Annotated in this window: 21 protein-coding genes; 10 read left to right on the top strand and 11 right to left on the bottom strand. The window is 36.9% G+C overall.

The annotated features are described in order from the left end of the window. Positions 1 to 63: 63 nt before the first annotated feature. Entirely contained in the window at positions 64 to 1,092 is a 1,029-nt protein-coding gene (locus tag LVD51_RS02160; protein WP_236969534.1) for a Gfo/Idh/MocA family protein, read from the bottom strand. A 709-nt stretch (positions 1,093 to 1,801) separates the two neighbouring features. Between LVD51_RS02160 and LVD51_RS02165 the strand changes: the two genes are divergently transcribed. Beyond that, positions 1,802 to 2,878 carry a DUF6807 domain-containing protein gene (locus tag LVD51_RS02165; RefSeq protein ID WP_236969535.1) on the top strand — a complete coding sequence of 359 codons (1,077 nt, stop codon included), beginning with the start codon at positions 1,802 to 1,804 and terminating at the stop codon, positions 2,876 to 2,878. Positions 2,879 to 3,267: 389 nt separating this feature from the next. Here the strand turns inward: LVD51_RS02165 and LVD51_RS02170 are convergent, their stop codons facing one another. The 9 genes from LVD51_RS02170 to LVD51_RS02210 form a co-directional block, all read right to left on the bottom strand. Continuing rightward, on the bottom strand, positions 3,268 to 4,674 hold the full coding sequence (locus LVD51_RS02170) for a sulfatase (protein ID WP_236969536.1): 1,407 nt from the start codon (positions 4,672 to 4,674) through the stop codon (positions 3,268 to 3,270). A 103-nt stretch (positions 4,675 to 4,777) separates the two neighbouring features. Then, positions 4,778 to 6,274 carry a flotillin family protein gene (locus LVD51_RS02175; RefSeq protein ID WP_236969537.1) on the bottom strand — a complete coding sequence of 499 codons (1,497 nt, stop codon included), beginning with the start codon at positions 6,272 to 6,274 and terminating at the stop codon, positions 4,778 to 4,780. An 11-nt stretch (positions 6,275 to 6,285) separates the two neighbouring features. Beyond that, positions 6,286 to 6,876, bottom strand: a complete 591-nt coding sequence (locus LVD51_RS02180) for an NfeD family protein (protein ID WP_236969538.1) — start codon at positions 6,874 to 6,876, stop codon at positions 6,286 to 6,288. 741 nt (positions 6,877 to 7,617) lie between these two features. Beyond that, positions 7,618 to 8,943, bottom strand: a complete 1,326-nt coding sequence (locus LVD51_RS02185) for a Gfo/Idh/MocA family protein (RefSeq protein ID WP_236969539.1) — start codon at positions 8,941 to 8,943, stop codon at positions 7,618 to 7,620. A 100-nt stretch (positions 8,944 to 9,043) separates the two neighbouring features. Continuing rightward, positions 9,044 to 9,640, bottom strand: a complete 597-nt coding sequence (locus tag LVD51_RS02190) for a Maf family nucleotide pyrophosphatase (RefSeq protein WP_236969540.1) — start codon at positions 9,638 to 9,640, stop codon at positions 9,044 to 9,046. Beyond that, positions 9,628 to 10,536 carry a UbiA family prenyltransferase gene (locus tag LVD51_RS02195; protein WP_236969541.1) on the bottom strand — a complete coding sequence of 303 codons (909 nt, stop codon included), beginning with the start codon at positions 10,534 to 10,536 and terminating at the stop codon, positions 9,628 to 9,630. Before LVD51_RS02195 ends, LVD51_RS02190 begins: the two co-directional genes overlap by 13 nt. Positions 10,537 to 10,545: 9 nt before the next feature. Then, positions 10,546 to 11,043 carry a KdsC family phosphatase gene (locus LVD51_RS02200; RefSeq protein ID WP_236969542.1) on the bottom strand — a complete coding sequence of 166 codons (498 nt, stop codon included), beginning with the start codon at positions 11,041 to 11,043 and terminating at the stop codon, positions 10,546 to 10,548. 3 nt (positions 11,044 to 11,046) lie between these two features. After that, positions 11,047 to 11,844, bottom strand: coding sequence for an O-methyltransferase (locus LVD51_RS02205; protein WP_236969543.1), 798 nt, complete (start codon positions 11,842 to 11,844; stop codon positions 11,047 to 11,049). A 20-nt stretch (positions 11,845 to 11,864) separates the two neighbouring features. Further along, positions 11,865 to 12,515, bottom strand: a complete 651-nt coding sequence (locus LVD51_RS02210; protein ID WP_236969544.1) for an ABC transporter ATP-binding protein — start codon at positions 12,513 to 12,515, stop codon at positions 11,865 to 11,867. A gap of 111 nt (positions 12,516 to 12,626) precedes the next feature. On the opposite strand from LVD51_RS02210, the gene LVD51_RS02215 reads away from it, so the two are divergent. The 9 genes from LVD51_RS02215 to LVD51_RS02255 all read left to right on the top strand — a co-directional run bounded on the left by LVD51_RS02215 (position 12,627) and on the right by LVD51_RS02255 (position 21,831). Then, positions 12,627 to 13,868, top strand: coding sequence for a glycosyltransferase family 4 protein (locus LVD51_RS02215; protein ID WP_236969545.1), 1,242 nt, complete (start codon positions 12,627 to 12,629; stop codon positions 13,866 to 13,868). A gap of 159 nt (positions 13,869 to 14,027) precedes the next feature. Then, on the top strand, positions 14,028 to 15,008 hold the full coding sequence (locus LVD51_RS02220) for a CorA family divalent cation transporter (protein ID WP_236969546.1): 981 nt from the start codon (positions 14,028 to 14,030) through the stop codon (positions 15,006 to 15,008). A 55-nt stretch (positions 15,009 to 15,063) separates the two neighbouring features. Continuing rightward, the gene (locus LVD51_RS02225; RefSeq protein ID WP_236969547.1) at positions 15,064 to 15,657 is read left to right on the top strand and encodes a Crp/Fnr family transcriptional regulator; all 594 of its coding nucleotides are present in this window, start codon (positions 15,064 to 15,066) and stop codon (positions 15,655 to 15,657) included. Between the two features lie 625 nt (positions 15,658 to 16,282). Continuing rightward, positions 16,283 to 17,161: a pirin family protein gene (locus LVD51_RS02230; protein WP_236969548.1), complete on the top strand. Its 879-nt coding sequence runs from the start codon at positions 16,283 to 16,285 to the stop codon at positions 17,159 to 17,161. 59 nt (positions 17,162 to 17,220) lie between these two features. Then, positions 17,221 to 18,207, top strand: a complete 987-nt coding sequence (locus LVD51_RS02235; protein ID WP_236969549.1) for a bestrophin family protein — start codon at positions 17,221 to 17,223, stop codon at positions 18,205 to 18,207. 480 nt (positions 18,208 to 18,687) lie between these two features. Then, the gene (locus tag LVD51_RS02240; protein WP_236969550.1) at positions 18,688 to 19,641 is read left to right on the top strand and encodes an MBL fold metallo-hydrolase; all 954 of its coding nucleotides are present in this window, start codon (positions 18,688 to 18,690) and stop codon (positions 19,639 to 19,641) included. A gap of 200 nt (positions 19,642 to 19,841) precedes the next feature. Continuing rightward, positions 19,842 to 20,042 carry a hypothetical protein gene (locus tag LVD51_RS02245; RefSeq protein WP_236969551.1) on the top strand — a complete coding sequence of 67 codons (201 nt, stop codon included), beginning with the start codon at positions 19,842 to 19,844 and terminating at the stop codon, positions 20,040 to 20,042. Positions 20,043 to 20,047: 5 nt separating this feature from the next. Continuing rightward, the gene (locus LVD51_RS02250; protein WP_236969552.1) at positions 20,048 to 20,893 is read left to right on the top strand and encodes an NAD(P)H-binding protein; all 846 of its coding nucleotides are present in this window, start codon (positions 20,048 to 20,050) and stop codon (positions 20,891 to 20,893) included. A 314-nt stretch (positions 20,894 to 21,207) separates the two neighbouring features. Then, the gene (locus LVD51_RS02255) at positions 21,208 to 21,831 is read left to right on the top strand and encodes a hypothetical protein (protein ID WP_236969553.1); all 624 of its coding nucleotides are present in this window, start codon (positions 21,208 to 21,210) and stop codon (positions 21,829 to 21,831) included. Between the two features lie 140 nt (positions 21,832 to 21,971). Here the strand turns inward: LVD51_RS02255 and LVD51_RS02260 are convergent, their stop codons facing one another. Further along, positions 21,972 to 22,298 (bottom strand): hypothetical protein, encoded by a 327-nt coding sequence (locus tag LVD51_RS02260; RefSeq protein ID WP_236969554.1) that lies wholly within the window; start codon positions 22,296 to 22,298, stop codon positions 21,972 to 21,974. Positions 22,299 to 22,901: the final 603 nt, after the last annotated feature.

The following is a 22,901-nucleotide window of genomic DNA, read 5'->3' on the forward strand; positions in this document are numbered from 1 at the left end:
TTTTATCCCTAATGCACTGCGTACAATACTTATAAAAGTATTATGGAAATTCCTTATAAATTCTTATAAAGTCAATAATTTTTGTTCTTTCGAAGATTGATAAATGGCTTGAATGACGGCCAAAGGAGCTCTTCCATCAACTCCTGATATTAGAGGCTCATGATGGTTGATAATGCTGTCTACGAAATCTTCCAATTGTATCTTGTGGTAGAGATAGCTGATGCTCATTGGATCAGAAGCTCCTGAACCAGTATGGTTTGATTTGTTAGATGTCGTTTCTTGTTTCTTGGAATGAAATGAAACGATTTGTCCACCTTCCAAGATTATACTTCCATCGGTTCCATATACTTCTAATCTTTCAGGGTAGCCAGGGTACATGGCTGTACTACCTTGAATGGTAGCTGTGCGTCCATTTTTAAAATTGAGGATGGCCATACCGAGATCCTCTCCTTCGATATCGTGATACACTGTTTTCACTTGTCCGTAAACATTTTCTACTTCCCCCATTACATCGAGCAACAAATCGATGGTATGGATACCTTGGTTGATCAAAGCTGCACCACCGTCGCCTTTTAATGTTCCTCTCCAACTACTGGATTGATAATAATCTTCATTTCTATACCAGTTGATATAGGCATTGCCATGGAGTATGTCACCTAAAAGACCTTGGTCGATGGCTTCTTTTAATCGAATATAATCCGGTTTGAACCGACTTTGGAAAATACAGCCCAATAAGACATTGTTTTTCGAGCATGCTTCTATCATTGCATCTGCCCTTTCGAGAGAAACTTCCAATGGTTTTTCTGTGATCACGTGAATTCCTCGTTTAGCCGCTTCTACACATGATTCGAGGTGGTTGCCACTATAGGTACAGATGGAAATGGCATCGATCGTCTCGCTATCAAACAATGTGGTGATATCGTAGTAGCAAGGATAAGGATATATTTTTTCAGTTTCTAAGGCCCGTTCTTTGGAAGAGCTACACAGAGCGACCACTTCAGCATTCTCGATTTCTTCGATCGACTGAATGTGGAGTTTGGTAATGGATCCTGTACCTATGATAGCAAATTTAATTTTAGGAGACGTTGACATTTTATTGGTTTAGAGGTTTAAAGACTATGATATTCGAATGCTCAGTAACGACTAATTGTAAATTCTTGACCATGCGATATCAAATTGCAAAATAGAGCGATTTTTAGAAAGTTCCTACTCCGAAAATCTAAAAGTATTTATAAATATATATTTTTATTAATTTAAACCATGAAATAGCAAGGATATATGGACAATTTTCAATAATTCCGCTAAATTGTGTTAAACAAGGTTAAAATAATAGCAGTCTAAACCGTGAGATTTTATTATTTTTAAGTTTTTGAAAGCGCTTTCAGCCTTATTAGTGAGTGAAAAATAAGTAAAACACAGAATGTGTAATTAATGGTAAATTGGAATCGGTCAGTTGGTAATATTTTATGGATGACTTGGCGTTGTCTGCTAGATGAAACAGCAGATATCTTGAATGTTAAGGCTTTAAACATAAAAGGATTCAAGTCTTTATTCATAAAGAAATTGACCATAATCAATGGTTCTACTACCGTAATAGCTATTTCATGGTTTAAGAAATGCTGTAATGAGGGTAGGCTTAGAAAATCTAGATACCCTTTATTCCCAATGTCATTTATATCTTTTATTCTACATTATTTTAGTCCGAGACTAGTGGTGAGAGGGAATTTTCAAGCATTTCAAGAAAACGGTCAAGATGTTTTGGCAGGAGGTACAATTATAAATATTAACTAAATACAATAAAATGATAAAGCGTTTGTTTTTTTCAATCGGTCTTGCCTGTATGGCTGGAATGGTATTTTCATGCGGTTCGAATGGAGACCAAAAATCTGAGGAAGGTTCTATGAGTGATACAATGACAAAGGATGAAGTAAAATTAGTGGCCAATGAAGCTGAAAAGAAGGTAGAGGTATATATGGGGGACGACTTGTTTACGGCGTATATATATCCAGATAACATAGCCAAGCCAGTTCTTTATCCCATAGTGACGGCCAGTGGAAAGAGTCTAACACGGGGATTTCCATTGGATCCTATGCCGGGGGAGAGAGTTGATCACCCTCACCACGTAGGTATTTGGTTAAATTATGGAGATGTTAATGGATTGGATTTTTGGAATAATTCAGAGGCAATTTCTGCCGAGAAGAAAAGTGAATATGGAACCATCTATCACAAAGGGATAAAAAAGATGGAGGGCAATACCTTAGTGGTAGAAGCCGAATGGAAGGATATCAATGGCCAAGTCTTGTTAAGTGAAGAGACTACTTACAAGTTTGACAGTGAAGGAGATAGCAGAAATATTTATCGAGAGACAAAATTGACTGCACAGGATAAAAAAGTAGATTTTACGGATAATAAAGAGGGGATGTTGGGTATTCGTGTAACCAGAGCCATGGAGTTGCCTTCCGATAAGCCAGCTGTATTTACCGATGCTGCAGGTAATCCTACCGAGGTTAAAGAATTGAACAACGATGGAGTCAATGGAAATTATCTTTCAAGTGAAGGTATTGAAGGTGACGATGTTTGGGGGACGAGAGGTAAATGGATGGAGTTGTACAGTAATATCGACGGTGATCCTGTATCGATTACCGTAATGGACCACCCTACCAATGTAGGTTATCCAACATACTGGCACGCCAGAGGATATGGTTTGTTTGCGGCCAATCCATTGGGGCAAAAAGCAATGTCTGGTGGCAAGGAGGAGTTGAATTATTCTCTTGATCCAGGTCAATCAGTGACATTTAGATACAATATTTTGGTTCATTCCAATTCTGCATTAAGTGCCGACCAAATCAATGCAAAATACGCTGAGTTTGTAAAGTAATTTAGCAGAGATTATTATTTTACAAAAAAGACCAATTATTGAATACATTCAATAATTGGTCTTTTTTGTTTAGCCAAGAGGATTTCGATTAGCCATTATTCAAAGACGATAGGGAATAATGAAAAGGATATTGTCCAATGGTTTTGTCACACTGTTTGCCCCAAAAATCAATTATTAAAAATTCATTTGGTATAATACGAATTCCATTACCCATTACCCATTAATCATTAATAATTAACCGTTAACCATTAACCATTAATCATTGATAATTAACCATTGATAATTAACCATTGATAATTGACCATTGATAATTGACCATTGATAATTAACCATTAACCATTAACCATTAATAATTAACCATTAATAATTGACCATTCTCCATTCTCGGATTACTTTTTAGCGGAATGATTTTTACTTGGATATTTCCCATTCGAAGCATCGATCATGGCAAATAATTCTTTTTTAAGGATGGCTACCTTGTCCGGATATCGTTTCGCCAAATTTACATTTTCAGATTCATCTACTGCTAAGTTGTATAGTTCACTTCGCTCATCTTCATAGAAATATATGAGTTTCCAATCACCTCGTCGCAAAGCCGATCCCGGAGTCCATGCACTGCCATGATAATGAGGAAAGTGCCAGAACAAAGGTCGGATAGCTGTTGATTTTATCCAATGCTTAGAAAGAATATCTTCTCCTTCCATTGTTGCAGTGGCCTTGGAATCTATATCTATATTCTCCAAGATAGTAGGGACTATATCCATATGAGTGACTGGTTTGTCACAGGTTTTATTATCTACATCTCCAGGGCTATGAATTAATAGTGGAATTCGTATTCCCCCTTCATAACACCAACCCTTACCGCCTCTTTTGGGGAAGGTCGAAGTAGGTATCTTGCCTTTGTACTGATTATTTAAGGTAGATAGACCTCCATTGTCTGAAGTAAATACCAATATGGTATTTTCCCATAGACCTTCATCCTTTAAATGTCTGACCAGCCGCCCTACATTGTTGTCCATAGCCGATACCATGGATGCGTAGTCTAGATTGTCTTGAAAAATCAAGGATTGGCCTTCGCCTTCATTAGTTGTTTTGTGGTCGATACTTACATCGTTATACTTTGGCCTAAAGTCTTTATTGGCTTGAATAGGAGTATGCACGGTGTAATAGGACAGATAGGCAAAGAAGGGCGAATCTTTGTGAGCTGTAATGAAATCTATGGTTTCCGTGGTCAATCTATCCGTTAAATACTCACCTTCTGGACCATCTGGCAGGAGTGGATTTTTGTAGGGGACATAATAACCCCCAGGAGGTGAGCCTAGATCTATTCCTCCAACATTGATGTCAAATCCCTGTTGACTAGGAGAGTGCTCTTCACCACCTAAATGCCATTTTCCTGCAAAAAAAGTAGAATACCCATAATCTTTTAATCGTTCTGCCAAGGTGATTTCCTTTAAAGGCAATTCGTGTAAGTCCTTTGGTCCTAGCAATGGCTTATCTTTAGGGTCACTACCAGGAATCCAGTCCGATATCCCGATTTTAATAGGATTTTTACCGGTGAGTAATGCCGCACGTGATGGGGAACACACGGGATGTGCACTATAGGCATTGGAATAAATTACGGACTCACTGGCCAATGCATCGATATTGGGAGTAAGGTACAACGGACTACCAGAATAGCCTAAGTCTTTCCATCCCAAGTCATCGACGAGGATAACCACAACGTTTTTTTGATCTTGACTATGAAGTGCAGTTGTTGCAAATACCAGTGTTAATGCTAGGAAAATTCTTTTCATTGGATTGAATTAAAAAAATTTCCAGTATCGGGCAAAAGACCAATACTGGAAACATGGATTATAGAAACAAAATGTTGTAAATCATTAAACCGTTAAAAGTAATTTATTCCAATTCATTGACTTCGATCGGGGTATCGTCTCTCTTACTATTCTTTTCTACCTGAGAGGACAACTGGTCAATGGCTTTTTGTTGACTACCTAAATATTCAGGTAAATTCATACCGGCCATATCGAATAAATCGTGCATCGGTGGAATGGATTTATAGAGGTTAGAAATAAATTTTGAAGTTGAATTCTGACCATTCTCACTACCATTATCACCACCTTCCCAAACGGTTACTTTATCTATTTTAATGTTCTTAATGGCGTCAACTTGGGTTTTGACCAAGTCTTCCAATTTATCTGCGATTATCATTAAGACAGCATCTCTTGTATTGCCATGGGTCGCAGTCACTATTTTGTTGAAACCTTCAGATTGTTTTTCCAATATTTCATATAGACCTCGTGCTTCTGCTTCCTTCATTAAATATATAGCATCGGCTTCCCCTTTGGCAATTAATCGTTGACGATCTGCTTCGGCTTCGGCTGCAATGGCTATTTTTCTTTTTTCGATTTCCGCGTTAACGATTTCATCAGCTTCTTGGCGAGCCAATTCGCGTTCGGCTCTGGCCAATTCTGCTTCTTTCTCTGCTTTGTAGGCTTCTTTTAAAGCATTGGCCGCTTGAATCTTTTCAGTAGATATGGCTCTTTTAGATGCTTCAGCCTCTCTTTCTCTTCTGACGGCGTCGGAGTCAGCGATTTTTATCTTGGCCAAGTTTTCACCATTAATGGCTTCGGCATCGGCTTCAGATACTCTGACCCTTTCCAATCGCTTGGCATCGGCTTCACCAGAATTGGCTTCCGCTTCGTAAGTCGATACCTTAATTCGCTGTTCTTTGTGTGCTAAGGCAGCTCCAATAGCACCTTGTCGCTCTTGTTCTGCCACTCGAACCTTGGCTTCATTGATGGCTTGTGCTGCGGCTTCCTTACCCAAGGCGACGATATATCCAGACTCGTCTTCAATATCGGTGATATTTACGTTGATCAATACCAGACCAATTTTCTTTAATTCACTTCCAACATTCGAGGCTATATTCGAAAGAAATTTGTCTCTATCCGAATTGATTTCCTCAATATCCATAGTAGCTACGACCAATCTCAACTGTCCAAAGATAATGTCCTTGGCTATATCTCGAATTTCGTTAATGGACTTGCCGAGCAAACGTTCGGCCGCATTGAGCATAGTCCCTGTGTCATTGGATACTGCCACGGTAAATCGAGAAGGTACATTGACCCGAATATTTTGTCTACTCAAGGCATTTCTCAAATCAACATCTATCGATATAGGTGAAAGATCCAAATAGGCGTAATCTTGAATAATAGGCCATACAAAGGCGGCACCACCAGCCAAGGTTTTCGCTGATCCACTGCCTGTTTTTCCATATATAACCAACACCTTATCAGACGGACATCGTTTGAATCTGGTGATGAAGAGCAAAAGTAATAAGACGACCAGTCCGACTAGGCCGGCCATTAATATTAATGTGATGTTTAAGTCCATAGTGTAGGATTTTATTTTAACTGATTAATTTTTTCTACCAATAAGGTATTGTCTTTCATAATTTCTAAAATGCGCACTTTTTCTCCACTTTTAATCTCTGGTCCTTCTGTGATGGCATTGATTTCTTTGAGGCTGTCGTTTAAAGTGATGTGAATCTTGCCTTTGCCTTTCTTGTCTGGGGGAATCGTTAAGTATACATCACCTTTTTCAAAGATAAGGTCGAGAAAATCGGCCGTACCTGATTCTGTAAATTTATTGAATTGTCGAACTAAAAACACGACGGTAAACATGGCCACCAATCCCGCTCCAATACTAAATGGCATTAACTGAGCTACCGATTTGCCCGCATCGAGCATCATCACTCCTGTCCAACTGAAAAATGTTAAAAATGCAGTAATGGATTTTACCCCAAATATGGGGAAATCAAAATCACCGTCTATACCATCGGTGTCAATTTCGAGATCGGTATCGGCATCCATTCCCAATAAACTGATGACAAATACCAATATAAAGACAATGGACGAAACTATGGCCAAGGCCCAAAAGAATTGACCTCCGCCCGATAGAGCATCCCACCATGTATTTAAGGAAAGATTAATCATATATTCTATTCTTCTAATATTAGGGTATTCATCACTAAAATTATAACACTCAATAATGTGAAAAAATTCACTTTTAACCCATTATTAATATAGAGGTTACCTAGACTAGATAAGATATTATTATCTAATGTTTTATATTTTTTTATGGGGAATTTTACTTGCAATTAAGTAAAATTAGATTGTTATATTATAGTGCTTCACATATTGTTAAATATAAGATTAATTTTTGTAAAAAAATGGTTTTTGTGATTTAATTAATAGTTTTATTGCGAAATATGTAGAATCATTGAAATGGAATAGTAATGGATGACTAAATTCAATAATAAATCACGATATATTACTACTCTATCGGATAGACTTAAAGATAGTTCTCATTCTTTATCATCATTGAACTCCACTAATTTTTAGAAATAGTCTACTAGTTGGGTAATATTAATTTCTTAGATAGGGTATTTATCCAGGTATTTAGAATTAATATCAAAGTTAGATTCTTCTTAGACACTATCTATAATAAATTGTTTATCAATTATAAAGGCAGTACCTAAAGTAGAAAGTTCAAATGAGTTAACAAGATAAATTACCATGACATAAGACTTGGCTAATAGTTTAGCTTATTAACTCAACAAGACGATTGCCTCAATCGCCTTGTTGAACTAATGTCCCTTCAATGCCATATTTATTGAAGGTTAGATAGCTATTTTCACATTCCTTAAGTTGTTGGTTTATTTAAATAAACCAGATTTATACTTTGGGCAATTTCCATCCATTTTGGTATTGGGCATTGATGTATTGATTGGCTATTTTCTCATTAAATTTAGATTTATCTGGATTCCAGTGAATCTTTTGACCAGATTTGAGGGCTATATTCCCCAAATGACAGACAACAGCGGCATTGTACCCAACTTGCAATGGGGTATTTAAATCGGAAGCATTTCGAGATCGTACGACGTCAATAAAATTTTGAGTATTGATATCCAAGCCTCGATCTACGCTGGGCATCCACTCTATGGCTTCGATTTTATCGTTTTTGCCTTCTTTTTCTGGAATCACCTTCCACCCCTGTCTATTGAGGGCCAAACTTCCATTGTTGCCTATAAAGCCAATACCGTGATTCATGCCAAAATTTCCCGAATTGATACCAGTTCCGTGTTCCCAAATTAGGGAAAAGTCACCGTAATCATAAATAGCTTGCATGGTATCTGGAGTCTCTTCTCCACTGTCGGGATATCCGTATTTACCACCCATCGCCATTACGCTTTTGGGATAGACTACATCCATGCCAAATATTCCATAGTCCATGAGGTGAACCCCCCAATCCGTCATTAGTCCACCGGCGTAGTCCCAAAACCAACGGAAATTAAAATGAAAACGGTTCTCGTTGAATGGTCTATTGGGAGCTGGGCCCAACCACATTTGGTAATCTACGCCTGGAGGAACAGGACTATCTGGTTTGCGAGGAACAGAGTGCATCCATCCTTGATAGGACCAAACCTTGACCACTCTAATTTTTCCTAATTTCCCAGATTTTACATATTCGATGGCATCGTTAAAATGCTTTTGACTGCGTTGCCATTGACCGATTTGCACAATGCCATCAGATCCATTGGCTTTCTCCAACATTATATCGCACTCCTGTATAGAATTGGCTATGGGTTTTTCACAATATATATCCTTACCCGCATCCAATGCATCGCTAAATTGAAGACAATGCCAATGATCTGGAGTGCCAATAATGACGACTTCTACATCTTTGTCCTCCAATAATTTTCGGTAATCTTTGTATTGTTTTGGCTTTTTAAATCCTTTGTCTACTAAGTCCTTAGTTCTACTGGCTAAGATACCATCATCTATATCACAGAGAGCAACACATTCCGTGGCATCCACCTTGAGCATGGAGGACAAATCGGAAAAACCCATACCCTTGCAGCCGATAAGACCGATTTGGATTTTGTCATTGGGTGAAACTGCTCTCTTTCGTTGAATAATTTCGGATAAACTGAGTTCTGGTATTAGTGCCAATCCAGCTGCGGAAATCCCTGTTTGGCGGATAAATTTTCTTCTACTCATGGACTTTCGATGATTGATTTAGTCAATGAATATAGTATAAATATGGTTAAAATTTAAAATTGTGTAATATTAAATCTTTACAGTTGTTGTAACAGGGCTATTATTCTGCATATTGGCTCAACCATTGATGGATTTTTTGTGTAGGGAGTCCCATTACATTGCTAAAACTACCTTCAATAGAGTGAATATAGGTCCATCCAATCCATTCTTGAATACCGTATCCACCGGCCTTGTCAAATGGTGAATAATGTTGGATATAATATTGGATGTCTTTTTCACTCAATGGGGAGAAGGTAACCTTGGTAGTATCCGTGAAACTCGAAGCGAATTCTCGATTTCCGATTTTGATCCCCGTCATTACAACGTGGCTTTGGTCGCTCATGGCCAATAAAAATTGGTGAGCTTCCTCAGCATCCTTCGGTTTGGTCAAGACTTGGTCATTGTGAATAACGATGGTATCAGCGGTTACTAGGATTTCATTATTGCGGAGATTGGGCAAGGCTTGTGCCCATTTTTGGACGGCCAATAATTCTGCAATTTCTTCTAATGCCCAATCCGGTTCGATATTCTCATGGTAATCTAGTTTGATTTGACGAACCTCAATGTCCATTTTTTGTAAAAGATCCAACCTCCTTGGAGAACCAGAAGCTAGAAGTATAGGTTTTTGAAATCTCAAATGCCGGTTTATTTCTGCCATAGAATAAGTAATAATAAACTAAAAATAATATAGACTTTAATCAACTTCGATAGAAATGAATAAGTGTTGCTGCGCACTGGGTTGTTGAATATTATGGTAATGACAACCAATGGGATCATCAGTATGGCTAGACCTACCGTCATTTGTTGACTATCGATAAATGGAGTTAATAAGTAAAGCTGGCCGAGTATAACTGTAGCCAATAGAACAATGAGACTATTGGTGATGATTTTGACCATGGCTATGGGCTTACTAGCAAGGGTATAGACCCCTGCTTTTATATCAAAATCTCTATCCTCCAAGTCTTTGATGATTTCTCGAATGAGGTGGATAAAAAAGGCCATTATCGTATATCCCCAGATGATGATATTGGTTTTGTCTTGAAAATGGACATTGAAAGAGAGATTACAATCAGGGATGAGTGAAGTAATTATCCATATCGCAGAACTACACAAAAAGGCTATGGTAATATTGCCGATTAGCACGGAATTTTGCCATTTTAGGGAATAAAAATATAATAAAATATTAATGATGATTATGTAAACTAAGATCAATATTGGCCATCCGAGAATCACCCCAGTAATCGAAAGAATTACCGATAATGAAAGTAGAATATAATAATAACGCCATGCCAAGCTCTCAGATACCGATTGGCCAACAATAGAAATACGTTTGCTATTTAGTGAATCGCTTTCTTGATCGACAATATCGTTAAGCAAATTTCCTGCCCCAATGCTGCAACCTATGGCCAAGATAAAAACTATAAAAATATCATAAGTATAGGTCTGCGGTCCGCAAAGTGGTTTAATATATAGATAGAACACGATGATCTGCATAAGCCATATTAAGACTATGTTTTGCCATCGAATTAATTGTAGGAATCTGGATAAATTCATTGATTGGTTTTAATTCCACTTGTTTTGACTGCGTAAGATATGTTCGATAATCTCTCTAACACATCCTCTGCCTCCTGGTTTTTCCGCTATGTATTGGCTGGCATCTAATATTTCTTGGACTCCATCCGCTGGACAACAACCTATGCCTACATGTTGGATACAAGGAAGATCTGGTATGTCGTCACCGACATAAGCCATGGCCGACATGGATATATTGAGATCGGAGGCAATTTTTTCTAACACGGGTAATTTGTCGTGTATGCCGGAATAAATGGTTTCAATGCCCAGTCCTCGCAGTCGAAGTTCAACACCCTTGCTCGTACCACCAGTAATCACAGCTATGGGGATGCCTGCATCCAGTAGTCGCTTCATTCCATAGCCATCCTTGGTATTCATGGTTCTTAAAAATTCTCCATTTTCTGTGATGTGAATATCGGCATTGGTCAACACACCATCTACATCGAGTACCAATAGTTGAATTTTGGAAAAATCTATATTTTGTGACATGAGTTATTTAAGTTTTAGTTTCCAGGGTTTATATTTCCAAGGAATAATGATTCTGTGTTCGGCCTCCTTGTTCAAAGCTTGGGTAAATATAATGCCTATTTGAAACAAATCGACACTATAGCTTACGCATTCATCTTTTTTAATGATTTCCCAAGCATCTTCCATGTCTGGCGTCCAGTGAATGTCGTCAAAAATAATAATGGCGTCTGCGGCCATTTTTGTTTTGAGTTTTTCAAAATATTTTAAGGTTGCTGAACCATTGTGGTGACCATCAATAAATATCATATTGGGTGGAGAATCATCGAGGTGGTCTCGATTTAAAAACTCTTCAAAACTGGCCAAATGGCTATCAATAGAAAGCTGAAGTTGGTTAAAATTTTCAGTGGCAATATTATATATGGCCGGATCACCTTCTACGGTGATTATCCGACATGGCGGATGAGCGGTGGCGAGATAGGACGTCGTCAAGCCCAAAGAAGTTCCCAATTCTAGAAATACCGAGGGTTGGTAATGAGTCATCATTCTACTTAACCAATTGACCACAATGGGATGGGACAATGCATATTGGGCTACTTTGGCCACAGAAGTGGTCGTGGCTATATTTTTGGATCCAGAACCATAATCTTTTCTCTCTATGATGCGTTGATCGGATTTTAGTTTTGATTTCAAAACCTCTAAATGAGGATGATTAATCCCCTTGTTATCTTCCAATACATGTTGACAAAAGTCGTACAATAGTGGTGAGTGGACCTGGTAAATAGTATGAGCTTTGAAGTAATATTTACAGAATGCATACCACATATTGTCCTTGTTTTATATGATTATTGTGGGTTGACAACTGCTGTGTTCCTCGTTATAGATTCGATAACACCGTCCTTCATATAGGCGATGCGATCACATTTTTTAGCAAAAACTTCATCATGGGTAACCACGACAATGGTTTGGTTGAAGTCTTGTTGAAGTCTTTTAAACAATAGAAAAACCTGGTGACTATTTTCTGTATCGAGATTACCAGTGGGTTCATCGGCCAATATCAGCATAGGATCATTGATTAGGGCTCTTGCAATGGCTACTCGTTGTTGTTCACCACCTGACAATTCGTTGGGGAAATGTTCTAGTCTTTCACTCAATCCCATGAAATGTAACAATGATTCTGCTTTTTTATAGAAATCTATTTTCGATTGTTTTCCTTCAATCATGGCTGGTATGGCAACATTTTCCTTAGCCGTAAATTCATCCAATAAATGGTGGAATTGAAAAATAAAACCCAAGTGTTGGTTTCTAAATTGTGCCAATTCTTTTTCCGATTTATTAAATATATTTTGACCCTGAAAAATAATTTCACCAGAATCGGGCTGGTCGAGACTGCCCAATATTTGTAAAAATGTACTCTTGCCGGCACCTGATTTTCCTTGAATAGCAAGGATTTCACCCTCGTTGATTTCAAGATTTACGCCCTTTAATACAGGCAATTTGCCGTAACTTTTATGTATGTTTTTTGCTATCACGAGAATTTAACGTTTCTATTCGGGAATAATAATACAAGTTTTTCCGTTTTCTTTTATATTTTGAGTTCTTATAATATGAAAATATTACAACTGTGTAAAAAGTTTCCATGGCCACAAAAGGATGGTGAATCAGTGGCTATCAATACTCTAAGTAGGGGATTGGCTGCCAATGGTGTCGTAATTGACCTATTGGCTATGAATACCGCTAAGCATTTTACGCGGGTGGATTCTGATGTTTTACTTTGTTTGTCCCAATATCGAAAGGTGAAATGGGTGCCGATTAACAATCAACTGCGACCGATCGAGGCGTTGCGCAGTTTAATAGAAGGAAGCTCATATCATATCAAACGATTTATTTCTTCGGATTTTTCCGATAGTATTAAAGAATTATTACTTGGGGATGATTATGATGTGATTTTGTTGGAGAGTCTATATATGATTCCTTATTTAGATGTCTTAAAACAAAATAGTCAGGCCAAGATTGTATTGCGATCGCATAATATTGAATTTGAAATATGGGATCGATTGGCTGAAAATAATAAAAATCCTCTGCAGCGCTGGTATCTCAAGAAGTTGGCAAAAAGTTTAAAAAACTACGAATTAGAACAATTAAATAATGTCGATTATTTATTGCCTATTAGTGAGATAGATCATCAAAAATATATTGACTACGGTTATAAAGGAAGGATCTTAACTTTGCCTTTGGGATTGGATTTGTCTCAATATCCATATAAGAAATGGCTGAGGAAGACCAAAAACATTGAAGTAGGATTTATAGGTTCACTCGATTGGATGCCCAATGTAGAGGGATTAAATTGGTTTTTGTCAGAAGTATTGCCACAATTGAAAAAGCGGTTTGGCAATAAAATTAGAGTTCATTTGGCCGGTCGAAATATGCCAGATTATATTAAGGCGAAAGCCTGTGACAACATTGTGATTCACGGTGAAGTAGATCATGCCATCGATTATATCAATCAGTTTCCATATTTTATAGTCCCGCTGTTTTCCGGCAGTGGAATGCGGGTTAAGATATTGGAAGCCATGGCATTGGGGAAGGTGGTTTTGAGTACTTCCTTGGGTATTGAGGGAATTCCTGCAACTGCAGATAAGGAGTTTTTACTTGCCGATACTAAAGAGGATTTTATTCATTCATTTAGCCGGATTATCGAAGGGCAATTGGGCTGTGATATTATCGGTCGAAATGCGGCCTCATTTATGGAAGACAATTTTTCAACAAAAATAATCTCTGAGAAATTAATTCGATTTTTAGAAGAGATAACCTATGCTCTTCCTCAATATCCCAAGAAATTAAAGTAGTATATTCCCTAGCCAAAGTTGTTTTAATCAGCGCTTAATGAAGTAGGCGTTATGGACGTATTATTATGTCTTGTGGTTATCATTGTATTTTTATTATCTTTAAAACGACGATAAGTTGGAATGGTTGACCTTCCTCGATTTTATCCAAAACACAATACTATGGAGTCTGGATTTCTTAATGAAACCTCATTAATACAATATTCGCCTAATAAGGTGGAAAAAATTACCTTTAACAATATATCTGAGATCAAACTTGTAGAGCAGGGGGTAGGAATAAAATGGTTCAATACCTATGGATTGGATTATGAAAGTGAAATATTTCAAGTCATTAGTGAGAGTCAAATAGATGATTTTTTGATTAAATTAATGATGGACGATGAACATCCCAATAAGGTAATTCAACTCGAAGACGTACTCTTTGTCTCAGCTCGAATATTGATCCACGAGAATTTATCTTTTTCCAGTGAACAGATGATCTTTATTGTCAGTAGTAATATGCTTTGGAGTATTCAAGAGAAAAAAGGAGATTATTTTGATTGGATTCGGGAGCGATTGGAGAACAATATTGGAATTGCCCGCAAAAAAAAGGCCGATTATTTGTTGTATTTAATTTTGGAATCGGTTTTGGACAACTACAATTTAGTCTTCGATAAATTTTCAAAAGAGGAAGAAGGGGATTTGTCTATCTTTTCCGCCGACGCCAGTCCTGCTTTTGCAGAAAAGATAGAGATGAGGAAGCACAATTTGTTTAAATTTAAAAAGGCGGCCAGCAGTCTGAGGGACACCATTAGCAAGCTTGAAAAGAATCAAGTCATGGGCTTTAAAGGCAAATATTTTTCAGAATTAAAAGAACAAAATAACCATTTGCTATCAGATATAGATTTTGAATTGCAGGAACAAGAGTCTATGCTCAATCTTATGTTTAGTTATCAGGGTCAACGTCTAAATGAAGTGATGAAGACTTTGACTATATTTTCCGTTATTTTCATACCCCTTACTTTTATGGCAGGGATATATGGTATGAATTTTAAATATATACCCGAACTTGAACTCAAAAACGGATATTTTTATCTCTGGGGGCTGATGGTTGTAGTGGCTTTAATATGTATATGGTATTTTAAGAAGAAAAAGTGGTTCTAGACAAAAATATAACACAGTATGTATTAATGTATTCTAAAAAAATCAAAATCGATCAATGCTGAATAACTTTTATCATTTTTTTCAAGCCAATGGGAAGATTTCAATGGAGGAAATGGAGTCATTGAAGTCTCTATATCACAGAGAGGAAGTAAAGAAAGGAGATTTTTTATTGAGGGAAGGAGGTCATTGTCACCATACTTTTTTTGTGGAAAGTGGATTGATTAGAATGTATGCTATCGATGGTCAGGGCAAGGAACACATTGTGCAATTTGCTTGCGAAAACTGGTTATTGAGCGATCGATCTAGTGCCTATTTTGACGAATCCTCTGATTATTTTATCGATGCTATTGAAGATTCTGTAGTTGTGATGTTGGATAAGGGTTTTGTAGATGGTATTATCGAAGTAAATCCTAGTTTTCAACGAATTAATGAGAGATTGTTGCACAATCATATACGGCATTTACAGAAGCGGATTCACGGTTTAATGGCGGAGACAGCAGAGGAGAGGTATTTGGAGTTTATAAATCTTTATCCAGATTTGACTTTACGAGTACCTCAATGGATGATGGCATCTTATTTGGGGGTGACTCCGGAGAGTTTAAGTAGGGTTAGGCGGGATTTAGCTAAGAGAAATTTTAAAAGTTATTAATATTTAATGGGTTTATAATCAATGATTGTTCTGTAGATTGTCATTGCCTAAGTTTTTTTAACCGCAATTATTATATCTCATTTAGATAATTTCATCCAACTCTTAATACAACGGATTGGGTGGTTCGTATCACTTTTGGTCTCACTCAAAACGCGTGAGATTCGGTTCCCGCCCTTCGACTCGCCCAAGGAGAGGCATTCAATGGACATTTAGCCCATTGGATTGCTCAATAGAGCAACTTCATTCTGTCATTTTTCAAACTTTTTTATCATTGCGAAAATGTATTTCGTATTAAATCAAGACAATCTCCTAATGATTTCATTTTTTATTCTAAAAATTAGTAACTTATGCAGAAGAAAAAGTGGTTTAGGAGGGTATGAAGAGTATTCATCACTGAAATAATTTGATTCTATGGTTAAAAAGATTTGCTAACATGATAGATGGTATCTTCCTTCCGCGATTAATGATTCTAATAAACATGATATTCCTAAGATTTGCTCATATTTAAACTTTTGCCTGTTCCAATATAATTCATGTAGTATTAGTCGATCTTATCATAGATCAATGGACAGGATGGTGACATGATTTAGATTTGTACTATTGTAAAACAGAAAAGTGTAAATAGATGAAAACTAAAAGAATTGAAATGGTCGTCAGTCCTAGATCGCCTCATTATGTTGGAGATGGATTTAGAGTGCAAACTTTTATTCCCATTTCTAATCGTTTAGATATGAAAAGAATGGATCCTTTTATTTTAATGGATTACAATTCTCCTCATTATTTTCCACCTTCAGATCGACCTCGTGGTGTGGGTGTACATCCACATCGTGGATTTGAGACGGTAACCATTGCTTATCAGGGCAGTGTAGCTCACCATGACAGCAGTGGTGGTGGAGGCATTATCAAAGAAGGTGATGTTCAGTGGATGACGGCTGGATCAGGTGTATTGCATAAAGAATATCACGAAACCAATTTCAGTAAGGCTGGAGGTTATTTTCAAATGGTTCAATTATGGGTCAATCTTCCTGCCAAGGACAAGATGACTACGCCTAAGTACCAATCCCTGGTTCACGAAAATATACCTGTTGTAACCTTGGACGATGAAGGCGGTGTCATTGAGGTAATTGCTGGTGAGTACAATGGTGTAGCTGGTGCTGCTTCGACGTTTTCACCGGTCAATTTAATGAATGCCAAATTGAATACCGGAGGTAAAGGTCGATTTTCTTTCCCTTCGCATTACAATACTGCTGTAGTTGTGGTATCTGGTAGTGTTTTGATCAATGGCGATGAAGTCGTCAATAGTGATCACTTTGTATTATTTGAAAACCAAGGGGAGGACTTTACGGTAGAAGCGAAGGAGGAGTCTATAGTATTGGTATTAAGTGGAGAGCCATTTAACGAACCAATAGCGGCACAGGGACCCTTTGTGATGAATACCAGAGAGCAATTGATGGAAGCTATGCAGGATTACAATTTGGGCCGATTTGGCTACTTAGAGGATTAATGATAGTCGATTAAATTTGATTGTTAAAGTATGGATTTATCCATTTAAATATAAAAGTGATGTACGCAAAAAGAAATTACGGTTTTGTTCAAACCTTTATGTGGTCCAAAAAACCATTTATCCTAGGGGTTGTCTATGCGATTTTGGTTCAATTTGGTTTAAAACTAATTAATTTTAGTTTTTACATCCCTTGGCAACCCATTAGTGTTATAGGTATTGCTGTGGCTTTTTATTTGGGTTTTAAGAACAACAGTTCCTATGATAGGACTTGGGAAGCTCGCAAAATATGGGGGGGAATAGTCAATAACAGTCGTACTTTTGGAGCGGCCGTAGTTTCTTTTGTACAAGGGGAGGGAGCGAAAGATGTTCAGCGTGAATTGATATACCGACATATAGCATGGTTAATCACCTTGCGGCATCAGTTGCGATTGAGTAGGCCTTGGGAGCATACTGAATTGCGTTTGCCCGGTGTAGTGTCAGAGAGTAATTGTGCTGATTATAAAGATTTATTGGATAGAGATTTGGCGCGATATATTGAAAAGTCGGAGTTGGAAGGTATTAAGTCGAAGTCCAATTCTGCCGTTCATATTATGGCCAATCAATCTAGGAGATTACAGGAATTGCGCGATTTGGATTATTACGAAGATTTTCGTCATATAGAGTTTCACAGTTTATTGGCCAATCTTTATTCAGAGCAAGGTAGGGCTGAACGTATTAAAAATTTTCCATTTCCACGGCAGTATGCGTCTACGGCATTGTGGTTGACCATTGTTTTCGCGGCATTTGTTCCATTTGGGATGACTACAATGTTTGATCATGACGATGTTTTGGGGTATTTTATTATGCCATTTTTAAGCGGGTTAGTCATATGGATCTTTTTTTTAATGGAAAAAATTGGGGACTATTCTGAGAATCCATTCGAGGGCAGTTACAACGATGTGCCGATAACATCGATTACTAGGGGAATAGAAATTGATTTACTCGAAATGATTGACGATGAAAATGTTCCTTCGACTACCCCGACCGAACAGGGCTTTCTTTTGTAAGCGAATCTAATTTTGGCTTTGGATAGGTCGTTCGATTTTGCTAGATTTATTATTTTTACCCATTAATAATCAATTATATAAGTAGCCGATGCTTTCCTCCTGAGCTTTGTGCAAACCGTCGTGGTCTTTGTGGTGAATACGACTGACTATGAGTGTAAATACAAATATTATAAAAAAAGTCCTGAAGGGTCAAGGTATGTCAGGGCAGGACGAAGTCCTGTCGTAGTTTTGTTACATTGAAATTAAGTCCTGAAGGGAGGACATCACTTAAAATTTCTCGCTTTAGATTGATGATTGGTAGTGTATTCCAAAAAAGAGGATTCAAATCCGTAAAGTCAAATATAGCAGCCACAAAAAAATATTGCTGTTAACATCACCATCTGGTATCATTTTTACCATTTTAAGCATCATTTGTATTGCTTCCGACCCTAGATCTCCCTATAAATTTGCAGTATTAAATCATTAAAATAAAATGTGAAAATGATGAAGTACTTAAATATGAGTTTATTGACTTTTTTGGCAGTGATTCTATTGGTTTCTTGTAGTGATGATGAGGATATTCAGTCCAATGTAGTAGATTTTGAAAATCCTCCAGCGGCTACGATCATTACCACTGGTAGGGTCAATGTAATAACAGAAAGTACGGTGAGATACCATACCATTGATTTTGATTCGGCTCCATATACCGTGACTATAGTAGAAACTGAAAACGACATAGTTATCGTGGATTTGGGACCAGCTCCGATATTTGCGGATGAATTAAAAACATATGTTGATGCCATTAACAAAAATGGATCCGTGATTATTACACACAACCATGGAGATCACTATGGTGGGGCAAGTAATTTTACAAATTTAGATTTTTACGCACAATCTGAGGTCGCTGACCAGCTAAACAACACTGAAGATTTTACCAATTTATATGGTAAGACCGTGATTGCTGTCAGTGGAAATAAGAAAATTGGAAGTTTGAATTTTACTTTTGATAAAGTTTCCAATGCCGAAACAGGGGAAAATGGTTATTTCTATAATGAAGAACATAAGATTTTATTTTCCGGTGATCTAATTTACAATTTAGCCCATCCCTATTTGAGAGAATACAGTCCTAAAGATGGTTTAGATGAGATAGATAATTGGTTGGCGGGATTAAATGTTTTGAAAACTGACTTCGCAGACTATAGTCATATATTCGTAGGACACAATGGTAGTCGTTCTGATATAGAAAGTGTTATCGATGAAAATATTGATTATTTACAACAAGCCCAAGTTCTAATTACCGGCAGTCAGATGTTGACAAATGGTAATGCAGCTACTAGTCAGCAAGATGTTGTCGATGAATTGAATTTACTCTATCCCAATTATTCCGAAGGTGGGCTCTTTCTATCCCTTCCCGATGCTTTCTTTCCCGGTGATCCAGGGGCTGATTGGTTCTAAATCTATACTGTTATACCTAATAGCGGTGAAAAACAGAATTGTCTCCATATTTGATTATTACCAGATATGATGTATAAATACTCTGTTGAAAATTAGAGATTTATAGAGTAATTGTTTAAAATTATTTCCATAAAAAAATATTAAAATACCTTGTTTTATAGTTATTCTATAGGAGATAAGGATTTGAAAACAAAAAATATATGAGTACTATATCTCTTTGCCCCAAATGTGGCAGTAAATCGAAAATAAAAGAAAAAGATGGTGTGATTACTTATCAGGCGGTTCAAGATGAAGAAGCGTTTAAAAAAATTGGTCAATTAAAACATGGCATGGAAAAATTTAAAGCAAAAGCCGAACAACTTGAAAAGGAGTTAGAAGCTATTAAATCCAAACTAAAATAATACCTATGAAAGTCGCGGTTACTGCAGCTAATGGACAATTGGGATCCACCATTGTCAACCAATTAATTAATGAAATTGGTAGAGAAAATGTTATTGGAATTGCTCGTACGCCGACTAAGGCAAGTCATCTCGCCATTCAACTTCGTCAAGGAGATTACAATAATCGACAAGAGTTTGACAAAGCTTTAATAGGAGTGGATGTTCTGCTTTTAATCTCAGGTATGGATGATCCGCAAAAAAGGATCCAACAACATCGAAATATTATCGAAGCTGCCAAACAGAATAAGGTACGGAAGATCGTATATACCAGTATAATAGGTGAGGAAAACAGGACTGCATTTAGTCCCATTGTACGAAGTAATCGTCAAACCGAAAAAGATATTCAGGATTCTGGACTTCAATGGGCTATTGGTAGAAATGGTATATATATTGAGCCAGACCTCGAGTATATTGATGAATACAAGCGGATGGGAGAGATAGTAAATTGTGCTGAAAATGGAAAATGTGGATATACCAGTCGAAGTGAATTGGCCATTGCTTATACTCAACTATTGCTCAATGATAATCTAAATGGACAGATTTACAACCTTGCCGGTAAGCCTATAAGTCAATCTGAATTGGCAGATTTTCTCAACCAAGCTTATCTTACCAATCTAAGTTATCGTTCAGTATCGGTGGCCGATTACGAAAAAGATAGGAAGGAGGCTTTGGGTGATTTTATAGGTGGTGTCATCGCTGGTATATATGAAGGTATCCAAATCGGAGCCTATGATAAAAACTCAGATTTTGAAAAAATAGTGAATAGACCCCATAAGTCTGTAATAGCCATGATGGCAGACTATATTAAATAGCCATTGGTATTATAAGTAATAATTAGGAAGAGGTTTTACATTTATTTGTAAGCCTCTTTTTCTATTTTATGCAAGTATAGTTGTCAACTATAATAATATTATAATGAATACTGGTAGCACCCTTTATTACTTGGTCAAAATTCCGATCTCATCTAAATAAATTCACTGCTTATTGTTCTCTGCAGTAAAGCTGCAGACTTGCTTCTTAGTATTGCATTCTAATTCACGCAACAGATCGACACTATTGGTTGTGTCGAAAAATTGATGAAAAAACGTGGATCAGATGAATTGTAAATATATAAAATCAAATACGAATGAAAGCAATGACAAAATCTTTTTTAATGACTGCAGTGGTAACTTTTTGTATAACATTAGGCTATGGACAGGTTACGGTGACTGATTTAGGACAAAATGCCTTTTATTTAGGACCCCAATTTGTATCTGCAGATGAATCCAGTATTGTCGGGGTAAGTGCAGGGTATATTTCCAATGGCAAACTTGATTTGGGAATTACTCTTGGATTGGAGGAGAATAATGAGTACGATATAAGTTCTACGGCGGTAAGACCTTACATCGGCTATCTTGTGGTCAAACAAGGAGAAAATGATATGCCGGTAAATGTATATATTGGAGGAGCCTATCAATACAATATTTTCAAGGATTTAGATGAATTAACTGCAAATACCTTCTCTTTAGGAAGTAACGTCTCTCATGTAATACAGTCATCGAGTAAAATAGCCTTTGTTCCTTATTTTGGATTTTCTTGGTCTAGATCACAATTAAATTTAGATGGTTATGGAGAAGAAAGTGTTAGTGGTCTTAGTTTCTCCTTAGGGGGGACACTGGGATTAGATAAATTCTTTATGACACCGTCGATCGCTTTTAAAAAAGGTAGGTCTAGCTTTGCTATTACCTTGGGCATGTTATTTAATCAATAGAAAAGTTGTTATAGGTAACTATTAAAGGGGAAGAGACAAACATTGAATATTAACCATTAAAATAGTATTCAATGTTTGTATTTTAATACTTTGTATAATTTTGTTCGAGTTGCGAATTGAATCAACAATTATTAAGGGATTCATTTAAAGCCAACACTGATTATACTGAGTAAATACAATAGGATAGCGTATACAGGAATTGTAAATAATAGGTATATGATCAGAATGAGACAAATGGATGCCATTAATGATTGTCCATAGTACATATAGCCACCACCAGGAATTAGGATGGCCAATAGCATAGCCGTTTTAGTTGACGTTTTTTCATCTTTTGAAATGGCTATATCGGCGTTTGATGAGTAATCTGAACTGTCTATATCCACTGCCGAACCACAGTGTTGGCAGATGATATCATTTTCATTAATTAATTCATTGCAGAAGTAGCATTGGTAATTTTTCTTTCCCATAATTTTGATATTGAATGTTAAATCGAATTTAAGATTAAGTAATGTTTCAATCTAATGGAATAGATATCCTTAAATATATGAATAATTATTTATTTTTAAATAATATGCAGGTAATAAATTTGGCTTTGTTGATAAAAGGCGGAACGAATAATTGAAGGGGAGTGGCTAATTATTAATGGTTAATGGTTAATGGTCAATGGTCAATGATGTGACTGAGAATAGTTGTCCTTTGTGCAACTTCATTCGTTCAATCACGACAATTCCACTCCTTTGGAGGGGTGTCAGATTACTGACGGGGTGGTTTGGAAATTCTGTAGGAAATATTAAAAATTAATTTTTTTCAATCGAACCAAACCGTCAGTTTTCATAAATACTAGCCATGCCCACTGTGGTATGACGAGATTACATAAGATTCTCTGTTGATTTACGGTCCAATCACGCCGGAGCTAGACTTCCTGTTGATATGTGGTGTAATCACGCCGGAGTGAGATTCTCTGTTGATTTACGGTGCAATCACGCCGGAGCATGAACGAATGAAATTGAGGAGTGTTGGTTAATTATTAATGGACAATGGTTAATTGTTAATTGTCATTCACGACAATT

The sequence above is a fragment of the Membranihabitans marinus genome (genome assembly GCF_021729155.1).
Classification (GTDB): domain Bacteria; phylum Bacteroidota; class Bacteroidia; order Chitinophagales; family Saprospiraceae; genus Membranihabitans; species Membranihabitans marinus.

What these genes read in the sequence shown, in the direction of transcription:
- LVD51_RS02160 (WP_236969534.1), bottom strand. Translation starts at nt 1,092, where the DNA reads ATGTCAACGTCTCCTAAAATTAAATTTGCTATCATAGGTACAGGATCC.
- LVD51_RS02165 (WP_236969535.1), top strand. Translation starts at nt 1,802, where the DNA reads ATGATAAAGCGTTTGTTTTTTTCAATCGGTCTTGCCTGTATGGCTGGA.
- LVD51_RS02170 (WP_236969536.1), bottom strand. Translation starts at nt 4,674, where the DNA reads ATGAAAAGAATTTTCCTAGCATTAACACTGGTATTTGCAACAACTGCA.
- LVD51_RS02175 (WP_236969537.1), bottom strand. Translation starts at nt 6,274, where the DNA reads ATGGACTTAAACATCACATTAATATTAATGGCCGGCCTAGTCGGACTG.
- LVD51_RS02180 (WP_236969538.1), bottom strand. Translation starts at nt 6,876, where the DNA reads ATGATTAATCTTTCCTTAAATACATGGTGGGATGCTCTATCGGGCGGA.
- LVD51_RS02185 (WP_236969539.1), bottom strand. Translation starts at nt 8,943, where the DNA reads ATGAGTAGAAGAAAATTTATCCGCCAAACAGGGATTTCCGCAGCTGGA.
- LVD51_RS02190 (WP_236969540.1), bottom strand. Translation starts at nt 9,640, where the DNA reads ATGGCAGAAATAAACCGGCATTTGAGATTTCAAAAACCTATACTTCTA.
- LVD51_RS02195 (WP_236969541.1), bottom strand. Translation starts at nt 10,536, where the DNA reads ATGAATTTATCCAGATTCCTACAATTAATTCGATGGCAAAACATAGTC.
- LVD51_RS02200 (WP_236969542.1), bottom strand. Translation starts at nt 11,043, where the DNA reads ATGTCACAAAATATAGATTTTTCCAAAATTCAACTATTGGTACTCGAT.
- LVD51_RS02205 (WP_236969543.1), bottom strand. Translation starts at nt 11,844, where the DNA reads ATGTGGTATGCATTCTGTAAATATTACTTCAAAGCTCATACTATTTAC.
- LVD51_RS02215 (WP_236969545.1), top strand. Translation starts at nt 12,627, where the DNA reads ATGAAAATATTACAACTGTGTAAAAAGTTTCCATGGCCACAAAAGGAT.
- LVD51_RS02220 (WP_236969546.1), top strand. Translation starts at nt 14,028, where the DNA reads ATGGAGTCTGGATTTCTTAATGAAACCTCATTAATACAATATTCGCCT.
- LVD51_RS02225 (WP_236969547.1), top strand. Translation starts at nt 15,064, where the DNA reads ATGCTGAATAACTTTTATCATTTTTTTCAAGCCAATGGGAAGATTTCA.
- LVD51_RS02230 (WP_236969548.1), top strand. Translation starts at nt 16,283, where the DNA reads ATGAAAACTAAAAGAATTGAAATGGTCGTCAGTCCTAGATCGCCTCAT.
- LVD51_RS02235 (WP_236969549.1), top strand. Translation starts at nt 17,221, where the DNA reads ATGTACGCAAAAAGAAATTACGGTTTTGTTCAAACCTTTATGTGGTCC.
- LVD51_RS02240 (WP_236969550.1), top strand. Translation starts at nt 18,688, where the DNA reads ATGATGAAGTACTTAAATATGAGTTTATTGACTTTTTTGGCAGTGATT.
- LVD51_RS02245 (WP_236969551.1), top strand. Translation starts at nt 19,842, where the DNA reads ATGAGTACTATATCTCTTTGCCCCAAATGTGGCAGTAAATCGAAAATA.
- LVD51_RS02250 (WP_236969552.1), top strand. Translation starts at nt 20,048, where the DNA reads ATGAAAGTCGCGGTTACTGCAGCTAATGGACAATTGGGATCCACCATT.
- LVD51_RS02255 (WP_236969553.1), top strand. Translation starts at nt 21,208, where the DNA reads ATGAAAGCAATGACAAAATCTTTTTTAATGACTGCAGTGGTAACTTTT.
- LVD51_RS02260 (WP_236969554.1), bottom strand. Translation starts at nt 22,298, where the DNA reads ATGGGAAAGAAAAATTACCAATGCTACTTCTGCAATGAATTAATTAAT.